Origin of the sequence: Litchfieldella xinjiangensis, assembly GCF_000759345.1 — a bacterium.
GTDB lineage: Bacteria > Pseudomonadota > Gammaproteobacteria > Pseudomonadales > Halomonadaceae > Litchfieldella_A > Litchfieldella_A xinjiangensis.
In genome coordinates this window covers 755565-773637 of sequence record NZ_JPZL01000002.1, presented here as the reverse complement: position 1 = coordinate 773637, position 18073 = coordinate 755565, and the positions used below count along the sequence as shown (strand labels likewise).

General features: G+C 59.5%; 15 protein-coding genes. 3 read left to right on the top strand and 12 right to left on the bottom strand.

Annotation, left to right across the window (positions count from 1 at the left end; genetic code table 11):
- Positions 1-3: 3 nt before the first annotated feature.
- The 3 genes from JH15_RS10920 to JH15_RS10910 form a co-directional block, all read right to left on the bottom strand.
- The gene (locus JH15_RS10920; RefSeq protein WP_043530137.1) at positions 4-627 is read right to left on the bottom strand and encodes an NUDIX domain-containing protein; all 624 of its coding nucleotides are present in this window, start codon (positions 625-627) and stop codon (positions 4-6) included.
- A gap of 68 nt (positions 628-695) precedes the next feature.
- The gene (locus JH15_RS10915; RefSeq protein ID WP_043530135.1) at positions 696-2633 is read right to left on the bottom strand and encodes a metallophosphoesterase family protein; all 1938 of its coding nucleotides are present in this window, start codon (positions 2631-2633) and stop codon (positions 696-698) included.
- A 60-nt stretch (positions 2634-2693) separates the two neighbouring features.
- Complete coding sequence (locus JH15_RS10910; RefSeq protein ID WP_043530133.1) at positions 2694-3329, bottom strand: TRAP transporter TatT component family protein; 636 nt, start codon at positions 3327-3329, stop codon at positions 2694-2696.
- 173 nt (positions 3330-3502) lie between these two features.
- Between JH15_RS10910 and greB the strand changes: the two genes are divergently transcribed.
- Complete coding sequence (gene greB / locus JH15_RS10905) at positions 3503-4042, top strand: transcription elongation factor GreB (RefSeq protein WP_081948990.1); 540 nt, start codon at positions 3503-3505, stop codon at positions 4040-4042.
- On the opposite strand, the gene JH15_RS10900 is transcribed toward greB, so the two are convergent.
- From JH15_RS10900 to JH15_RS10890, 3 genes are read right to left on the bottom strand one after another with little or no spacing between them, the layout of a single operon-like run.
- Complete coding sequence (locus JH15_RS10900; protein ID WP_043530131.1) at positions 4032-5024, bottom strand: methyltransferase; 993 nt, start codon at positions 5022-5024, stop codon at positions 4032-4034. The genes greB and JH15_RS10900 overlap by 11 nt on opposite strands.
- Positions 5021-5833 (bottom strand): methyltransferase domain-containing protein, encoded by an 813-nt coding sequence (locus tag JH15_RS10895; protein ID WP_043530129.1) that lies wholly within the window; start codon positions 5831-5833, stop codon positions 5021-5023. The genes JH15_RS10900 and JH15_RS10895 overlap by 4 nt, the downstream gene beginning before the upstream one ends.
- Before the next feature lie 57 nt (positions 5834-5890).
- A complete protein-coding gene (locus JH15_RS10890) occupies positions 5891-7423 on the bottom strand; it encodes an amidase (protein WP_081948989.1) in 1533 nt (510 codons plus the stop codon).
- Positions 7424-7622: 199 nt separating this feature from the next.
- Between JH15_RS10890 and JH15_RS10885 the strand changes: the two genes are divergently transcribed.
- Positions 7623-8207 carry a L,D-transpeptidase family protein gene (locus tag JH15_RS10885; protein WP_052384049.1) on the top strand — a complete coding sequence of 195 codons (585 nt, stop codon included), beginning with the start codon at positions 7623-7625 and terminating at the stop codon, positions 8205-8207.
- A gap of 151 nt (positions 8208-8358) precedes the next feature.
- On the top strand, positions 8359-10557 hold the full coding sequence (locus tag JH15_RS10880) for an EAL domain-containing protein (RefSeq protein WP_052384048.1): 2199 nt from the start codon (positions 8359-8361) through the stop codon (positions 10555-10557).
- A 70-nt stretch (positions 10558-10627) separates the two neighbouring features.
- Here JH15_RS10880 and gdhA read toward each other — a convergent pair whose 3' ends face one another.
- From gdhA to JH15_RS10850, 6 genes are all read right to left on the bottom strand, one after another.
- Positions 10628-11980 carry an NADP-specific glutamate dehydrogenase gene (gdhA, locus tag JH15_RS10875; protein WP_043530127.1) on the bottom strand — a complete coding sequence of 451 codons (1353 nt, stop codon included), beginning with the start codon at positions 11978-11980 and terminating at the stop codon, positions 10628-10630.
- Between the two features lie 262 nt (positions 11981-12242).
- Entirely contained in the window at positions 12243-12479 is a 237-nt protein-coding gene (locus tag JH15_RS10870; protein WP_043530125.1) for a hypothetical protein, read from the bottom strand.
- A 103-nt stretch (positions 12480-12582) separates the two neighbouring features.
- Positions 12583-13677: a methyl-accepting chemotaxis protein gene (locus JH15_RS10865; protein WP_081948986.1), complete on the bottom strand. Its 1095-nt coding sequence runs from the start codon at positions 13675-13677 to the stop codon at positions 12583-12585.
- A 221-nt stretch (positions 13678-13898) separates the two neighbouring features.
- The gene (locus JH15_RS10860; RefSeq protein WP_043530123.1) at positions 13899-15074 is read right to left on the bottom strand and encodes an NnrS family protein; all 1176 of its coding nucleotides are present in this window, start codon (positions 15072-15074) and stop codon (positions 13899-13901) included.
- A 141-nt stretch (positions 15075-15215) separates the two neighbouring features.
- Positions 15216-17240: a nitric oxide reductase activation protein NorD gene (locus tag JH15_RS10855; protein WP_043530122.1), complete on the bottom strand. Its 2025-nt coding sequence runs from the start codon at positions 17238-17240 to the stop codon at positions 15216-15218.
- Positions 17240-18073: a CbbQ/NirQ/NorQ/GpvN family protein gene (locus tag JH15_RS10850; RefSeq protein ID WP_269319789.1), complete on the bottom strand. Its 834-nt coding sequence runs from the start codon at positions 18071-18073 to the stop codon at positions 17240-17242. The genes JH15_RS10855 and JH15_RS10850 overlap by 1 nt, the downstream gene beginning before the upstream one ends.

The following is an 18073-nucleotide window of genomic DNA, read 5'->3' as shown; positions in this document are numbered from 1 at the left end:
ATATTACCTCCTGGCACGTAGTGAGGCTCGCTCGGCCGCCAGCCACTGGAAGGCGATGAGACTCATGGCATTATCGAGACGGCCGGCATCGAGAAGCGCCTTGGCCTGGAGAAACCCTAGCACATGCACGCGAATGTCCTCGTGTTCCTCGTCCAGGCCGTGGATTCCGCCCATGCCGCGGCTGTCGATCAGACCGCAGAACAGGGTGACGCGTTCATTGCAGGCCCCGGGGCTGGGATAATAGGTATACAGTTCGATCAGCTCGCCGATCTCGCAGCCAGCCTCTTCCTGGGCTTCGCGACGCGCCACATCGGCGGGGCTCTCGCCCGCTTCGATCAACCCGGCCACCACCTCGATCTTCCAGGGGCTGATGGCATCGTCGAGGGCACCGGCGCGGATCTGTTCGACCATCACTACGGCGTCGCGTTCCGGATCGTAGAGCAATACCCCTACGGCATCGTGACGGACGTGCACTTCGCGAATGACGCGATCGCTCCAGCCGCCTTCGTACATGCGATGGCGCAATGTGCGTCGCTCCAAACGAAAGAAGCCCTGATACAGGCATTCGTCCTCGAGCCGCTCCACATCGCTAGCGGTAAAGGGTACCGGCGGTACGCTCTCACTCATGACGCCCCCTGATCGGCCAAAGCAACCATTATCCCGACCCACCCCCACGATGCAAACTTCGCTGGCGGCTAGTCCTGACGCGACTCGGGGAAACGCACATCCCGGCCATCGGCGCCCAGTTCCATGATCTCGAGAGGGCGCCCCTGGGCATCGAAGCGAACGTAGCCAATCCCCGAACCGTTCCAGAGCCGCTCACCCGCCTTGGCACGGTCCGGCGTGCGCGGACGAATCCGCATGTCGCGTCGCTGGGTAAACCAGTTGAGCGGCGAGCGCGGTGCGTACAACCAACGATTCAAACGATCGAACCAGTCCAGCAGCGTATCGGGGAAGGTATTCTTCACCCCGCTACTGGTGATCTGCCAAAGCCGGGGGCCCTGCCGGCGGTCTCGAATACGAATATCGTAGACGAAGGAGTAGTGAACGTCGCCGGACAGTATGACGTAGTTACCCGGGGTCCGAGAGTGCTGGAAGATATTGAGCATGACACTGGCCGCCCCGCGATGGGCCATCCAGTTCTCGGCATCGACCAATAGCGGCTTGCCCGCCAGGGCAAAGAGCTTCTGAACCCCTTCGATAAGCTTGACGCCGAACATCGGCGCTGGCGAGACGATCACCACCGCGCGCTCATCGAGTAGCGCCTGCTGCAGCTCAGTCAGGGCTTCCCAATCCATCAAACCCGAAGGCCGATGCCGCCGTCGCTCGCTGCGCCAGCGTCGTGTTCGCGTATCGAGCACGACCAGCTTGGGCGACGAGGCGACTTCGTATTCCCAACCTTGAAAGCGCATGAGCTGACGAATCGCGGCGTCCTGCCCCTGCGGGGACAGCCAGCCATCGCTGGCTCCGTCGGCGAGGAGAACGGCAATCGCATCGATCGGCTCGCGCAAACGATCCGGATCGTTTCCCCACCCCTGGCACAAGGCATAGGCCAGCAAGGCATTACCGATGATACGCCGCGAAAAAGGATGCTCGTAGGCCGTCTGTTCCCAGGCGGCGGTGAGATTCCAGTCATCGGTGACGTCATGATCGTCGAAAATCATCAGGGTAGGCTGATTGGCCAGCAAGCGCGCCACCTGAGGCAGGGTTTCGACGAAAGCATCCACTGCCGCCGCTTCCTCGGCGTAGCGTGCCTCATGCTCCTCTGACAGGGCCGGTCGCATCGCCGCGATCAGCCTCCACGGGACCGGAGACCACACTAGCAGATACATGGCCATCACCTCGGCGAAGGTGATCAAGTGGTTATGCGCACTGGCAGACGTAAAGACCGGTTTTCTGACACCGCCGAAGAAACGCTCGCGCAGGGCTTCACTCGATTCGATATCGGGTAGCAGGCACTCGCGACGATAGTAACCCTGCGGCGAATCATAGAGCGCCTGGCTACTCTCCAGCATGGCGCCTTCGAGGGTCTCGTCGAACAGTCCCAGCCGAGCGATCAGCGCGTGGATGGCACTCAACATGGGACCCGCCACGTCATCGACGTAGACCTGATCGCCGGTCATCAATAGCCAGGAAGGACGCGCCCCAGGATCCTGCCAGCGCTCGTTAAGCCAGGCATCGGCGCGTGCCAGCCCATCGCCAACGGGATGGTGGGGGCGGCGACAGGAGCCATGCAGCACGCTCGACAGCCGAGAGGTAATGACGAATCCCGGTAACGCCGCGCCGTCATGGCACAAGTGAGGTGCCCAATCGGCGATGCCCCGCTGGCTGCCCTCCTCGCCCTCGATTGTCACGTCGTAGGCGATACGTTCATCGCAGGGCAGCGGCGTGTCTAGCGACACGTCGATAAGATGTATGTAGGCGTATCGTCCCACGGCCAGGCAGCGGCACTGCAATACATCGAGCTTGTGATGCTGCTCGCTGCCTGACGACACCGGCCACAGCGAGAGTGAAAGCGTCAGGGGACGTGATGCCACCAACCACAAGACCAGGCGATCGTTGGCGACACGGCGCAGCAGCGGGCCAATGAGGACATCCGGCATGTGTTCTGAGGGGGGGTCATGGTTCGTCATGCCGCCAGCTTATTACAGCTCTCTCCCCTTCGACGAGGACCTTTCTTGTGGAGACGATACTTACAAGCCTTCGAGAAACGCCCGGGCCTCTTCGCGCAGGGCTTCGTCCGAGGTCTGGCGCGACTCGCGGGGCTCACCCGCCACTGCGCGCTGAGCGTACTCGCGCGCCTCGTCACGACGGCCTTCATCGGCAAGATACGCGGCGTAATAGTAGTTGACGTCGATCCCCTGGGGTCGTATTTCCAAGGCGCGCTTGAACATCTGTTCGGCAGTTTCGCTATCGCCGAAGCCCAGCGGCCAGCCGGGCGCGCGGTCGTAAAGAGCACCCAGGGTGACATAGGCCGACCCGTTCTGACCCTGGGGATCAAGTTCGATGGCGCGTTCGAGGGCGGCACGGGCCTGCTTGGCCAACCCCAGCGCGCCGACACCTCCCTTGGCGCGGGCCTCGCTGGCCAGGATGATGCCTTGCCACGTCAGGACCGGCGCTGCATCGGGATGGGCATCGGCCAGCGCATCGGCTTCGTCGGCCAGTTGGCCCAGCGCATCCTCACGTGCGTTGGCGGGCATTTCGGTGGTGATGTGCTCCCAGCGATTCTTGAGCGCAAACACCTCATTTTCGAAGGCGTGGGCAGACGTCAGCGTAGCGGCCAGCAAGGCGGCACCGAACATGCCGGCGGTCAAGGGGCGACGAATCATGGCGAACTCCGATTATCGATTGTTATCGTCGCGACAGAGGCGACCATTTCAATGTAACGAACGTTTGAATGAATCGCCAGACAGGCAAGACCAATGAATTAACACGCCTGGCTTGGCGCCTGGCGAGAGGATGCGTAAGGTGTCGGCTGATACCGCCACACAGCCGAATTTCCATGAAAGGCCGCAACATGACTCGCTGGCGCGATCCCGCCAAGGATCCCCGCCAGGAACCCAAGAGCAACCTCATCACCGCCGAAGGGTTCGCCCGGCTCAAAGGCATCCATGACCACCTTTCCCGAGTCAAGCGACCGCAACTCTCGACTAAGGTCGGGGAAGCCGCTGCCCTGGGCGATCGTAGCGAGAACGCCGACTACACCTACAACAAGAAGGAACTCAACCGGGTCATTGCGCGGATTCGCTACCTGGGGAAGCGACTCGACGAGTTGCAGGTCGTCGATCGGCTGCCGGCCGATACCGGGCGCGTCTATTTCGGGGCTTATGTCACCCTGGAGGACGAGCAAGGCGAGGAGTTACGTATACGCATCGTCGGTCACGACGAGACCGATGCAGGAAAGCACTGGATCAGCATCGATGCGCCGTTGGCCAAGAGCGTGCTCGGCAAGGGGCTCGACGATGAAGCCACCGTGGCCGCCCCCGGCGGAGAAACCACGTACGTGATCACAGATATTTCCTACCAGGCGCCTAGCGCTTGAACGCGCGGTAGACGCGAAAGCGTCGGTCATCGGCGAGGATCTCGAAATTGCCGAAGGCGGCTTGAAGCCGGTCGGGGTAAGGCAGAAAGGCATTGGCCACGATCACCAGTTGCCCACCGGGCACCAGGTGCTCAGGCGCCTCGCCGATGAGCCGCCCCGCCGGACCGTAGTCGATGGCCCGTTCCTGATGAAACGGCGGGTTGCTGACGACGGCGTCGTAGCGATGCCCTGCGAGGGACGAATACACATCACCTGCCACGACCTGGCCTTCCAACGCATTGGCGGTAAGCGTTCGCCGCGTCGCTTCCACCGCGAACGCGTTCACATCAACCGCAGTGACCCATGCGCCACGCCGAGCCAGCCAAGCGGCCAAAATCCCATCGCCACAGCCCATATCGAGGATCGACTCACCTGTTTCAGGCAAGGTGCCGGGTAGCTGGGATAGCAATAACTGCGTACCGGCATCGAGCTTGCCGTGGCCGAACACCCCGGGGTGACTGACGACGGTCAGCCCCTCGATCTCGAAGCGTTGCCAGACAGCATCCGGATCGATGTCGACCGGACCCAGCCGGGTCTCGAACAGGCTGCAGCGACGCGCGCTATCGCGCTTGCGACACCCCAGCCCCAGCGCCGCCAGTACCTTGAGCACGCGCTTGATACCGCCGTTGTTCTCCCCCACGATCTGCAGCGGTGTGCCCTCGGGTAATACCTTGCAAAGCGTTAATAACCACCACTCCCCTAGCGCGTGGGTCTTGGGCCAGAACAGCACCGCCCCCGGTGGCAAAACGGGGGGTATCTCAAAAGCGCCAAACGCGGGGCGCCCGCACGCTTGCCAGGCGTGCAGCACGCCATGATCCCCCGACAGTACGCTGCCATCCCCCTGCTCCAGCCAGGCGTCCCTAGGCGGCGCTACCCACAGCCAGCCGCGATACGCCTCATCCTGTCGCTGCAGCAACTGACAGACCGGTGTCTCGGCGTTCATGGGTGCAACTCCTCGGGTCGTTTCAGCATATAGAGCAAATAGCGCCCCAGCCGCCAGTAGGGCTCGGCCTGGCAGTAGCGACACTCCAGTTCTATCAGACGTTCAAGGTCCGCCTCGTTCGGCTCACGTACCCGCAGGTAATCGTGAAAGACCCGCACCCCGGCGACCGCTTCGATCGTCAAACCACACTCACTGGCCCAGGTTTCGATCTCTGCGTGAGATACCGGCGAGATAGGCGTCAGACGCTGGCGTTGACCCGTGCCCGACAGTCGATCGGCAAGGGCTTTCTCAAGGTTGCCCTTGACCACGTTCGAGAAACGCAGTGCATCCCGATTGAAGACCATCAATGACAGCTGCCCGCCAGGGGCCAATAGCCGGCTCAGCGTTTCCAGCCCCGCCCGGGGGTCGCCCAGCCACTCGAGCACGGCATGACAGACCACCAGCGACCAAGGCCCTGGCGCCTGCTCGGGCAAATCCTGTAACGGGAGTGGCAGGAACTCGGCTGGATGCCCCTCCATTGCCGAACGTGCCTGCTCGCGCATCTCCTCCGCGGGCTCGCATAGCGTGACGGCATGCCCCCTTTGTGCGAACCAGAGGCCCATCTGGCCCAGACCCGCCCCAACATCCAATACGGGCTGGCCGTCCAGTTGGAGCATCTGCGGGAGCAAGTGGTCGAGCACGGCCAGGCGAACCCGCCCCCGGGAACCGCCGTACAGGCTGGCAGCAAACTTGTTGCCTAGCCCGTCGAAATGACGATCCCCCCGCTCGGACAGGAAAGAGGGACGTGGCGAGGGTGGGCGCGACGGCATGGCGGCTCCGGCATCTTGCGATTTGGGGCGACAGTCTAGCCGGAAACGGCCTCCCTCTCATTCATTTAGGTGCACCCCTGCCTGCGAGTCCGGTTTCGGGGCCAGAGGGAGCGCCGGCCAGGGAAACGCCGTCTCGATCTGCGCCGCGAACTGCAACATCCGTCTGTCTTCTCCCATGGCACCGACTACTTGCACTCCCACCGGCAAGCCCTCGGCAGCCACATGCATGGGTAACGACATGGCCGGTTGCCCGGTCAGGTTGGCTAGCTGGGTATACGGCGTATGGCGCAACGCATCGCGGGCGAGTTGACCCAACACATCCAGTGCAAGTGCTGCATTGGCCATGCCGGGAATCGCCAAGGCGGCCATCAAGCGTTCCCGCATCGGACTCGGGTAGAGCGCTCCAATACGTGGCGGGGGGCCGGCTGTCACCGGCATCAGCAGGACGTCATAGTCCCGATGGAAATCGCCCATGGCACGCGCGGCGGTATTCCAGTCACGTCGCGCCAGGATGTAGTCCTTTGCTTTCAAGGCTCGCCCCAGCCGCCCTATGGCACGCGTTGACGGCTCGATATCCAGGCGGGATACCGCCACACCGGTAGCGCGGCTGATCCACTCGAGATCGGCAGCGACCTGACCCAGGTACAGAATCAGGTAACACTGCGCCAAACGCGCCCCATCGACGGGCGGATCGCGCCACTCGACATGATGCCCCAATGACGCACAGGCCTCAGCGGCACGCTCCACCGCAAGGCGAACTTCGGCATGGTTGCGCGCCCCCAGCGGGGCCGCCAAAGGCTCGCCCAGAGATACAGCCACCCGCATTGACGCGGGAGGACGCGATAGTGCTGAAAGGATATTCGTCTCACGAGTTATCGGCAGTGGACTGCCGGTATCCGGGCCGTTGATGGCCTCGTACATTGCCGCGCTATCGCGCACGCTGCGGGTCAGTACGTGCTCGACCACGGCACCTTCCCAGACGTCTCCATGCGTAGGCCCCTGCGGGACGCGGCCCCGGGATGGCTTGAAGCCGAACAGACCGCAATAACTGGCGGGAATACGCAGCGACCCGCCCCCATCGCCACCACCGGCCAAGGGCACCAACCCCGCCGCAACGGCAGCGGCGGAGCCGCCGCTGGAGCCACCGGGCGAATATCCCCGTTTCCAAGGGTTATGGGGGGCAGGGAAGGCCTTGGGCTCGGTAATGCCCATCAGGCCCAACTCCGGCGTTGCGGTCTGGCCCACTATCGATAGCCCGGCCTGCCGAAATCGCGTGACAACGCTGGAATCGGCCGGGGGGCGCCACTGCTTGAGCGAGGCACTGCCAAACGTTAGCGGCTCACCAGCCAGTGCCGTCAGCAGATCCTTGGTCAGGAACGGCACGCCTGCAAAGGGTGCGTCGGGACCGACAACATTCAGCTCATGCCTGGCCTTGTCGAACCGGGTACGCACCACGGCATTGAACCGAGGATTGTCGCGTTCGATCGCCTCGCAGGCCGCCTCGAATACCTCCCACCGACTGACCTCGCCACTGCGTATCACTGCCGCCAGGCCGAGGCCATCGAAACGGCAATATTCTTCGCCCCGCATACGCTCCCTCCCTGCAATTGACTGGCCAACGCCACGGTAAAACACCGTTTTGTATCGCTTATGCCCGTCTTACTGCTCGAAACAGTTGAGATACTGTCCTATCCGCTCACTACCTGAATCGACCATCATGCGCCAAGCTCTCCGTCGTTTCGCCCTTGCTTTCTTGTGTTTACTCCCCAGCCTAGCGTCAGCAATAGAGATGCCTGCCCCTTCCACGCCTGAATCCGTGATCGTAGCGCCTGATCCACATTTCCTGTTAGAGGTCGATACCGGAGTACCGCTCCTGCCTGTCAAACCTGATGAGGCCTGGCTATACATCGATCTCAAGACGCGTGGGCTGCTCGTGTTCCGTGGAGAGGATGTGATCTGGCAGGTGGGCCATGTGGCCATCGGCAAAAACGGAGCCGGCCGCATCCGGTTTAAAGGCAGCAAGATGACTCCGATCGGCACGTTTCGCATCGAGCGAATCAATGGCGCCAGCCGATTCCATACGTTCTTCGGAATCAACTATCCCAATCCCCAGATCGCCGAGGAAGCCATCGCAGGCGGCTTCATCAGCGACTACGAGGCGCAGCGTATCCAACGGCACTATGACCGGCATCGTGTTTCACTGCCGAATACCTCCCTTGGCGGGCATATCGGTATCCATGGGCTGGGCGGGCGAAGTGCTTTCTTGCATAAACAGATGGACTGGACCGATGGATGCCTTGCGGTAACGGATGACGAGATCCGACAGCTCTCCAAATGGGTGGGCGTGGGTACGCAAGTGTTGATCGAAGGGTAACTTACCTCTGCCCTCTCGAGGCGTAGATCCATGACGCACCTCCTCGGCCAGCAGGGCATCGGGCTCGTCAAAGACTGATGTATAAATATGAAACTACATCGGATTGATTCAGAATGAGCTGCTTGGAGCATAAAAGAAGCAGGGAGAGATGATGACGAATCCAGACTTGGTAATGCCACAGTTGGATTTCGAAGCGATATTCCATGCATCACCCAACGCCTACCTGCTGCTTTCGCCAGAACTTGTACTCGTCGACGTCAACAAGAGCTACCTAAGTACAACGGGCCGCAGGTACGAAGCACTGATTGGAAAGGATGTTTTCGAGGCGTTTCCCGCCCTGAACGATGATAGGGGCGTCAAGCTGTTACGTGCCTCCTTCGAGCGCACCCTCCTCGAGCGCCGGCCCGATAGCCTGGCGCTACTGCATTACCCCATCGTCTCCACGACGAAGGGTGAGATCGAAGATCGCTACTGGAGCGTGACGAACATTCCTATTTTCGACGCCTACGGAGACGTGGCGTTGATTCTTCACCACACCGCGGACGTGACGAAGCTCCACCAGCTCAGACAACAACTGGGCGCTGAGGCTGAAGGACAATCGGTAGACTCGGCCCATGACTTGCACAGGTACGTGTTCGGGCGTGCCCAAGACGTGCAGCAGACAAATGAGACGTTGCTCGCTGAACGAACGCACCTGCGTCGATTGTTCGAACAGGCCCCCGGCTTCGTCTGCGTGTTACGTGGCCCCGAGCATGTCTTTGAATTGGCGAATGCGGCCTATTGCCAACTTGTCGGCCGCCAGGATCTGATGGGCATGACCGTTAGGGAGGCCCTCCCCGGACTCGAGGGGCAGGATATCTATGAACTGCTCGATCGCGTCTACTCAACGGGCAACCCCTTCGTCGGCCGCGCGGTGCGTCTACTCCTGCCGGAAGGCTCGCAACAGCACGAGGTCTATCTCGATTTCGTCTACCAACCGATCACAGATACCGGAGGGAACGTTACGGGTATCTTCGTTCAAGGGAACGATGTTACCAAGGCGCACCAGCTAGCGTGCGAGATCAGGCACCAGGCGAGTCACGATGCGTTGACTGGCCTTGTCAACCGGGGAGAGTTCGAGCGGCAAGTCAGTCAGGTCATCCAGGAAGCCCATCTCACGGATTCGCGCTACGCATTGCTTTATTTCGACCTGGATCAATTCAAGGTCGTCAACGATACATGCGGTCACGCCGCGGGGGATGAACTACTGCGCTACCTTAGCGCCCAGCTCGATGAATGGGCTCCCCGTGGAAGCATCCTGGCCCGCTTGGGCGGTGATGAGTTTGGCCTGCTTATCCGGGAGGAGTCGGGCGGTTATGCTCATAGAATCGCCGAGGAGCTACGTGAGCTGACCGCAGGGCTGGAGTTCTGCTGGGGGAAACTCCGTTTCGGTATCCCGGTCAGTATCGGTGTGATGACCTTCGGGGAAGGATTGACGCTCAAAGAAATCCTGAGCACGGCGGACTCCGCCTGTTTCCTGGCCAAGGAGAAGGGGCGCAACCGAGTACATGTCTATTCTCCAGACGATGATGAGCTATCGTCTCGCCTGCGTGAAATGAGTTGGATCAGCCGGTTGCGCGAAGCGCTTCACGAGGAGCGGCTGGTCCTCCATGCGCAGCGCATCGCTCCGATTCGCGGTGATGGCAATCAGGATCGGTGGGAAGTACTGATAAGATTGCAGGAGCCCGACGGCAGTATCGTGCCTCCCATGGCCTTTATCCCCGCGGCGGAGCGCTATAACCTGATGCCGCTCCTCGACCGTTATGTCGTTGAGAAGGTATTTCGCCATCTAGCCAGCTTACCCGCAGCCAAGCGAGACCGAACGACACTTTCGATCAACCTGTCGGGCGCGACACTGGGCGACGATGACTTTCTGAGGTTCGTTCAAGATCTGCTAACGCAGTATTCCGTATCACCCGCTCGAATCTGTTTCGAGATTACCGAGACGATGGCAGTCGCCAACCTTAAACAGACCGCCCATCTTATCCGTGCCCTACGCCAACTGGGTTTCTGGTTCGCGCTCGACGATTTCGGCAGCGGCATGTCATCACTGGGCTACCTTAAGCATCTCCCTGTCGATTTCATCAAGATCGATGGCGTATTCATCAAGGATATCGTCGAAGACCAAGTAGACCGTGCCATGGTCGAAGCCATCGCCAAGGTCGCCAGCGTGATGGGAATCCAGACGATTGCAGAATACGTAGAGAACGATCGGATTCTAAAGCTGCTCGGCTCCCTCGGCGTCGATTTCGCTCAGGGGTATGGCGTGCACCGGCCCGAGCCGCTCGAAGGCGCGGTTCCCAACTATTGATGCCGCTGGCATAGGTACGACCGGCTCGTGCTGCCGCTCAGGCCCCACGAAGCGGGCGTGCGAAGCGTTATCAATACACCCCTTGATCGATCATCGCATCGGCCACCTTACGGAAACCGGCGATATTAGCGCCCAGGACAAGGTTATGCGGTTGGTCGAACTCTTCGGCGGTACTGGCACAGCGATGGTGTATATCGTGCATGATACTCATCAGTTTCTTATCCACCTTCTCGATGGTCCATTGCTGCATGCTGCTGTTCTGTGCCATCTCCAACTGGCTCGTCGCCACACCGCCTGCATTGGCAGCCTTACCTGGACCATAGGCGATTCCAGCTTGGAGAATTTGGTCAACAGCACTGGCCGTAGAAGCCATGTTCGAGCCTTCGCTTATGCAGAAGACACCATTGCCTAACAGGGCCAATGCATCCGCTTCGGTTAATTCATTCTGGGTGGCAGAAGGAAAAGCAAGGTGGGCTTTGTAGCGCCATACGGCGTGGCCGTCCTCAGGATAACTTTCGACATCGACATAGGTGGCTTCTGGATGATGCTCCACGTACTCTCTCAATGAGCTACGCCGAGTTTCCTTTATCAGCTTGAGCGTATCGAGGTTGATGCCTTGCGGGTGATATACCGCGCCCTGAGAGTCGGAGCAGGTAATCGGCAGACCGCCAAGTTGATACAGCTTTTCGATGGTATAGATCGCGACATTGCCTGCCCCCGAGACGAGACAGGTTTTGCCATCGATATCTTCACCAAGCGACTTCAGCATGTTCTGCGCGAAATAAACGGCGCCATAGCCGGTCGCCTCCTTACGCCCAAGGGAGCCGCCCCAGTCCAGGCCCTTCCCGGTAAGAACGCCTTCATGGCGGGTCGTTAGCCGCTTATATTGACCATATAAGTAACCGATCTCACGGCCTCCAACACCGATATCCCCCGCTGGCACGTCAGTCGTGGGCCCGATATGCCGGTGTAACTCCGTCATGAATGCCTGACAGAAACGCATGATTTCAGCGTCTGACTTGCCTTTGGGGTCGAAATTCGAACCGCCCTTACCCCCACCGATGGGTAGGCCTGTAAGCGCATTTTTAAATATCTGCTCAAAACCGAGAAATTTAATGACACTGGCGTTTACGCTTCGATGAAACCGCAGACCACCCTTGTAAGGTCCGAGTGCCGAATTAAATTGTATCCGATACCCTTTGTTGACTTGAACTTCGCCACGATCGTCAACCCAGCAAACGCGAAACAGGATTTGCCGCTCTGGTTCGACTATTCTCTCAATGATTTTGTGCTGGTGGTACCGAGGGTTCAGCTCCAAGAGCGGACGCAATGAATCCAGCACCTCTTCTGCCGCCTGATAAAACTCAGTCTGAGCCGGACTGCTTTTTTGCAATTGGACGATAGTATCGTGGACATAGGACATTGTGGGATACCTAACGCGAGTCGGGAGAAAATTGTGCACAACGATGGTGCATCACGAGACAGAATGCAACGATCAGAAGCCACATAGACGAAAGCTTGCGCTAGCAATTGTTACTTGAACGCGACGCAAGGTAACTCAAACGCGCTGAGCCCCCGTGTGCAAGCCACACCCACTGGTTCTAGAGCCTGTGGCCGCCCCTCCAGGTGGGCCATTTTTGACTAGCGCTCGATGGTGTCAGCCCATGACCCGATTCGTCATGCCATTAATTAAAACTCTTGGCACACCGTGCCAGCGCATTCAGCCGAATCACATAGCCCACTTTAACTAGGGTTGGACCCGCAATAACCAAGATGTGGGAAAATACTTGGGCTGGTAGCGTCAATATCGAATCGAAAACATAGCCGCCAAGGATGCCGATAATCAACAATGCCGCCCCGGAAGCCAGCATGTAACGTGAGAGAGCAAGTGCCTTATGTTCATCAGCGAATAAAGAGTTCATGCTTCCTCCTGCGTGAAGTGCACCGGCCATATCAGGCAGCCAGAGAACTATCACAGTTCACTTAGTAAACCCGCGCGCCAACTTATAACGCCATACTCATTTTTTACCTTGGCAGGCTGGCCTTGGACTCCGCCGTTACTTTAGGTTGTTTATGAACTACCGCTCTCAGTCGAGTCATTACATCCAGATTGGCGGCTTCCATCTTTGCCAGCGCCTCCATGGCAAGCTCGTTATCACCGGAATGGAAGTGCTTTACGGCCTCTATGGCTTGCACATGTACTTCCCGATGCGGGCCTTCCAATGCCTGGAAATCTGGGTCCGCGACGAATTGGGCGTTGCCTGTACCTTGGTAGTACCATTGACCGAAGGCGCACTGTGTTGCATCGGGCAGATCTGCCGCGGTTGTCGATGAAAGCCCCATGAAGATACGGTAGACCTCCAGCTTGATTTCCAGTTCTTCGAGGTTGGCGAGTTCGATTTCACTTAGCATCGCCGCAAACGAAAGCGTTTGGCTGCTCTCCACTATCAGCGTCAATAGCTGTTTGGTGCGCTGCATTACCTGACTGGCCTTGAGACTGAGCCGCTCTGCCTCCTTGGCGTTATTACCGACGTCTTTATCGACAACACCCGCCTGGTCCAGAATATTGCTGTTGAGGCCGCGGATCTCGTCAGTAGCCGAATTGGTACGAGATGCCAAGCTTCTGATCTCGGAGGCCACGACGCCAAAACCGCGCCCGGCCTCGCTGGCTCGGGCTGCTTCGATACCTGCATTGAAAGCGAGTAGCGTAGTCTGCAGGGAGATTTCTTCGATAGCGGCGACAAACATGCTGATATCGCCAGCATCGCCTCGCAATACGGTGACTTGCTCTGCCGTCTTGCTGATCCGCTCATTGAGGGAGCGGAGCTCGACGACCATGGAACTCAGGTCTTCCTGACTACGTAGCGATTCATTGGCCGTCGAAGAGTTGATTTTCTGATTATCAACCAACAGCGACGAGAGTTCGGAAAAGGATTCGCGCAATGCGACGACGGAGTCCCCGAAGCCGGTAAGATTCTGGAAAAGATGTTCATGCATCTTTTTCTCGGCCTCTAGTGACTCCACACGTTCCTGCAGCAGGTTACGCTCATGGGTCAGGGCATCGAGCCGAATGCTCTGCTTGCTATCTAATGCTGAAGTCTTCTTTCTCCAATATCGCATGCTGCCCCCGGTAATCAGGATGATTTACATCGCAGAACCATGGGAGATCCTTGGCTAAGCAGTGAATCGTTTCGCACTCCTTAAAGATGTAATTTGAATATACCTTAAGGTGAAGCCGTTCGCCAACCAAGAATCTCGGCTCGTCGAGGCACTGGAAGATTACTGGCTACCACGGGAGCAGCTATGGTTTTCAAACTGTCGCAGGCCGGCCCGGGACTATTTCAGGTGGAGCGTGAGAGGCGGCGCTGTAGCGTTAGATAGCCTGTCTGGAGCAACCGATGTGCTGCCAGTAACCAAGCCAGGCTCCAGGCCAGGGCAGCTCCCCATAAAAATGGAAGATAAAGGTCCCCCAGCTGCGGTGCCACGACCCGCATTAAAGTCGCGATAGCGATCAGAACGGTGAATGTCACGATCCAGCATTCACCGGCCAGGTCAGCCTCGGCCCGCGGTTTCGCCTGCAGCACAGCCACGCGCAACATGACGGCTCCCGTCAGGGTCCCCAGCGCGCCCAGTGTGACAAGATGCGTCAGTGCCGGCGTTCCCTGACCAAGCCACTGCGCGAGGCCAGTGATCGTCAGGCCAATCGCCAGCCAGCCATAGCCGATGCCAAGGCAGATCAGGTCCGGCCGGCGAAGACAATGCCACAATTGCCAGCGCAGTAGACGTATCAATGCTAGTAGCCCCGCCATCGTCTCGAGCAGGCCAGCCCACGCCCGGCCGGCGGGCCAGGCCATAAGCAGAATAGCCAGGACCAGCGTTACTATCAGCAGCCCCTCGATACGCGGCTGTACTCGAGCCTCGATGGCTTTTCCCCGGTTGAGACGATATCCCGCCATCGCCGGAGCGATCACCCTTCCGCCCATGAAGACCATGAGAAGCGCCACCAGCAGAACAGCGTGATGGATGAGGCCGTACTGAAGCCCGCCCCCTACGTCGCTATACCTCGCTGCAAAGGCTGCCGCCGCAGCAAGACAAATGGCCATCAGCAAGGGAGCCGTGATGCGGTTGCGCCACTTCTTTGCGGCAAGAAAACGTGGGGCAATGAGAATGCCCAAGGCGATCGCGAATGTTGCCCCAAGTAACGCGGGCGTAAGGCTCGCTGGAGTAACGAGATAGCCTATTCTCGCCCCCAACCACAGGAAGAACATCACGAACAGGCGCTGCGGCGTTACCGGTCCCAGCAGATAGCCCGCGATCACCGCCAGGGCGAAGCCGAATAGCAGTTCCCGAGCATGGCCGAGTCCACTAGCCAGCCCTGGAAAGAGTCCAGGGGCATCGAACATCGCGAGTAGCGACAAGGGCGCCAGCAGCGCTGCATACAGGCTCGCCGCGGGGAAGAAGAGGATATGAGCAGGCAACCGAAAAGCTGGCTGCGACCGAGCCGAGCGCTTGCGCATTCTGAGTCATCCAAAAGATAAAGATAAATATTTACGCTGACGTTTACACGAACCGCCGCAGTACGCTTGGTGCAACGCCGATTAAGATCTGGCTGGCCCCGCTCTTCCCTGGCTCATGGCAAGAAATGACATCATCGATGGTCAGATCGTCAACAAGCGCTTGAGCCACGTCAGCAGGACACTGGGCAAACGTTCGGGTTCTGTCAGGAGTGCATACTGTTGTGCGCCGAACACGACAGGTAGATAGCTGGCGGCCTGGCGGTCAATAGTCAGGCAAAACGGGTATATTCCCTGCAGTTTGGCCTCCGTCACTGCCTGGCGCGTGTCCTCGACACCGTACCGACCCTCATATTCATCCATATCGTTAGGTTTGCCATCCGACAGGAGCAACAGTAACCGATGCTCCGCCGGCTCCTGCATCAATAACGTGCTGGCATGCCGTATCGCAGTACCTGTGCGCGTATAACGTTCAGGTTCCAATGCGGCAATCCGTCTGCCCACCTCAGCGCTATAGCGCTCATCAAAACGCTTCAGGCTACGTATCGTGACCGTCTGTGGCCCTTCACCGGAAAAGGCCTGGACACTGTAGGGCTCTCCCAGCCCTTCCAGCGCCAGGCATACCAAAAGCAGCGCTTCTCGCTCCACATCGATTATGCGGCGATTCTTGGACAGCCAGCTATCGGTAGAGCCGCTGGCATCGACCAGCAGCATGATGGCCATGTCTCGCCTGTCCGTACGCTGCGTCTGGTAGACCGCCTGGGGCATACTCAGCCCCGCCCGGGTGTCGGCCAGGCCATCCTGATAGGCATCAAGATCGATTTCGTCACCGTCAAGCTGCCGACGCAGCCGTACCCGACGGGCCCGTAGCATTTCGAATTGACGGCGGATCGAATCAAGTAACGAGCGGTAGGTTTCAAGCGTTTCATCGATCCATCGCTGGCGGCCCAAAGGCGTCTCGAGCAGATGGATGGAGGCGCCCGGGTTGCGGTAGGCCCTGGCACGGTAGTCCCATTCGGGATAGTTGAAGCGGGCCTGGGAATGATCTCCCGCTCCACTCTGGTTCAGTGGTCTCGTTTCGGGCGGATCGTCGGCTAGCAGCACTTCCTTGGGGCTACCGGGGGTGGTTACCAGGCGCGCTTCATTCAACTCAGAGAGGGAATCCGCGAAATCCTCGGCTGGAGTCGCCTGGTCCCGGTCGGCGGGGCGCTGCATTCCCATCGGGTCCTCGGCATGCTCCTGTGGCTGTGCGGATTGCACCATCCACAGGCCGGGTTGCTGCTCCTCGTCTTCGTCTTCGCGGGCCTCTCGCACCTCGGGGCGTCGCTCAAGACGAGCGCTACGGGTAAGTGCCAAGTCATCTTCAGGTTCGTCGACGGCGTAGGTGGAGTCATCTGCCTGGCGCGAAGGAGGTTGTCGCAAGTCCCCTGTCCAATAATCGAGCAATAGCGATTGTTGCTGAGCATTCGGTATCGAGCCCGAACTCAGTTGAGCCGACATTCGCTCAGCCAAGGCGGCCGAATCGAGGGGCGCCGCGGGGGGCGCTATTTCCCCAGCGAGCCCACCCCCACCCAATACCTGACGCAGAACACTCTCCAGTGGCTGGCGGGCCCCCGGGAACAGCTTTAGCGCAGGCCTTGTTGACAGTGCGTATTGTTTCAAGTCGTTGATCGAGAGCGCCATGCCTGGGAGGTGCTTTACAAGCTCGGCATCGGCAGCCCACGCCTCAAAAATCAGATAGAGGTGACGCTTCAAGGGGGTATCGAGTGTGTGTGCATAGGGGGCGCTTCCCCGTTGGGCACGTATCGCCTGCTGTAAGGCCATGGTCCGATAGCGCGCCAGCGCCAAGGCGTAGTCGTGGATGCCCAAGTGTGCAGGTAGCCAAATCTGGACGCCGTCAGTGGCGGGTACGGCACACTGCCGGCGGGGCCGCTGACCGCGCCGGAACAGTTTATCCAGCAAGGTAGGCGGTGCGGGAGGCTGGGCAATACGTAATGAGTGGGTATTACCGAAGGCGGCCTGTAACAAGAGTTCAAGCCGTTCGGCCACGTCCTCCAGTCCGATGGGGCCGGGGGTGTCATGAGGTGCCCTGTACCGGCGCCAGAGCCCTTGAGCGTACACCGTTGCGTGGCGGGCAACGTCAGTGATGACGTCTTCAGCTTCGGCCATTAGACAAACGTCATCTCGACAAGGTCACGCATGGCTCCCACCAACGCAGCATCATCGGAGAGTGGCGAGATCAGCGCCGCCTGGCAGGCCGTACGGATGGGAATGCCACTGGCGTTCAATCGGGCTGTAGCAATCAAGAGTCGTGTACTTGGCACTTCGGCCAAGCCTCGGTCCTGTAATGCCCGCAGGCGTTGGCCGAGCGACACCAGCGCCTGAGCCGTAGCGCGGTCAACCCCGCTCTCGTGCATGACGATTGCGATTTCCTGCTCAGGCTTGGGAAATTCGAAGTCCAGGGCCACGAAACGCTGCCGCGTACTGGGCTTGAGGTCCTTGAGCATGCGCTGATAGCCCGGGTTATAGGAGACGACAAGCTGGAAATGGGGAGAGGCATTGATGGTTTCGCCGGTCTTGTCCAGCGGAAGGATGCGTCGATGATCGGTCAGCGGATGAAGCACAACGACCGTGTCCTGTCTCGCTTCAACCACTTCATCCAGATAGCAGATTGCGCCCTCTCGTACCGCCCGGGTCAATGGGCCATCAACCCAGCGCGTGCCTTCATGACCAATCAGGAAACGGCCGATCAGGTCGCTGGCCGTCATGTCATCGTGGCACGAGATGGTGATAAGTGGCCGGCCGAGACGCCATGCCATGTGCTCAACGAAACGCGTCTTGCCGCAGCCGGTGGGCCCCTTGAGCATCACTGCCAGCTGGTGGGCATGACACTGCTCGAAGATGGATACTTCGTCCCCACAAGGCTCGTACCAGGGTTCGGCCTCGGGCTGTAAAGGCTCGCTATCAAGGCGTTTCAGTGTCGATTCGGCCCCCTCCATCAT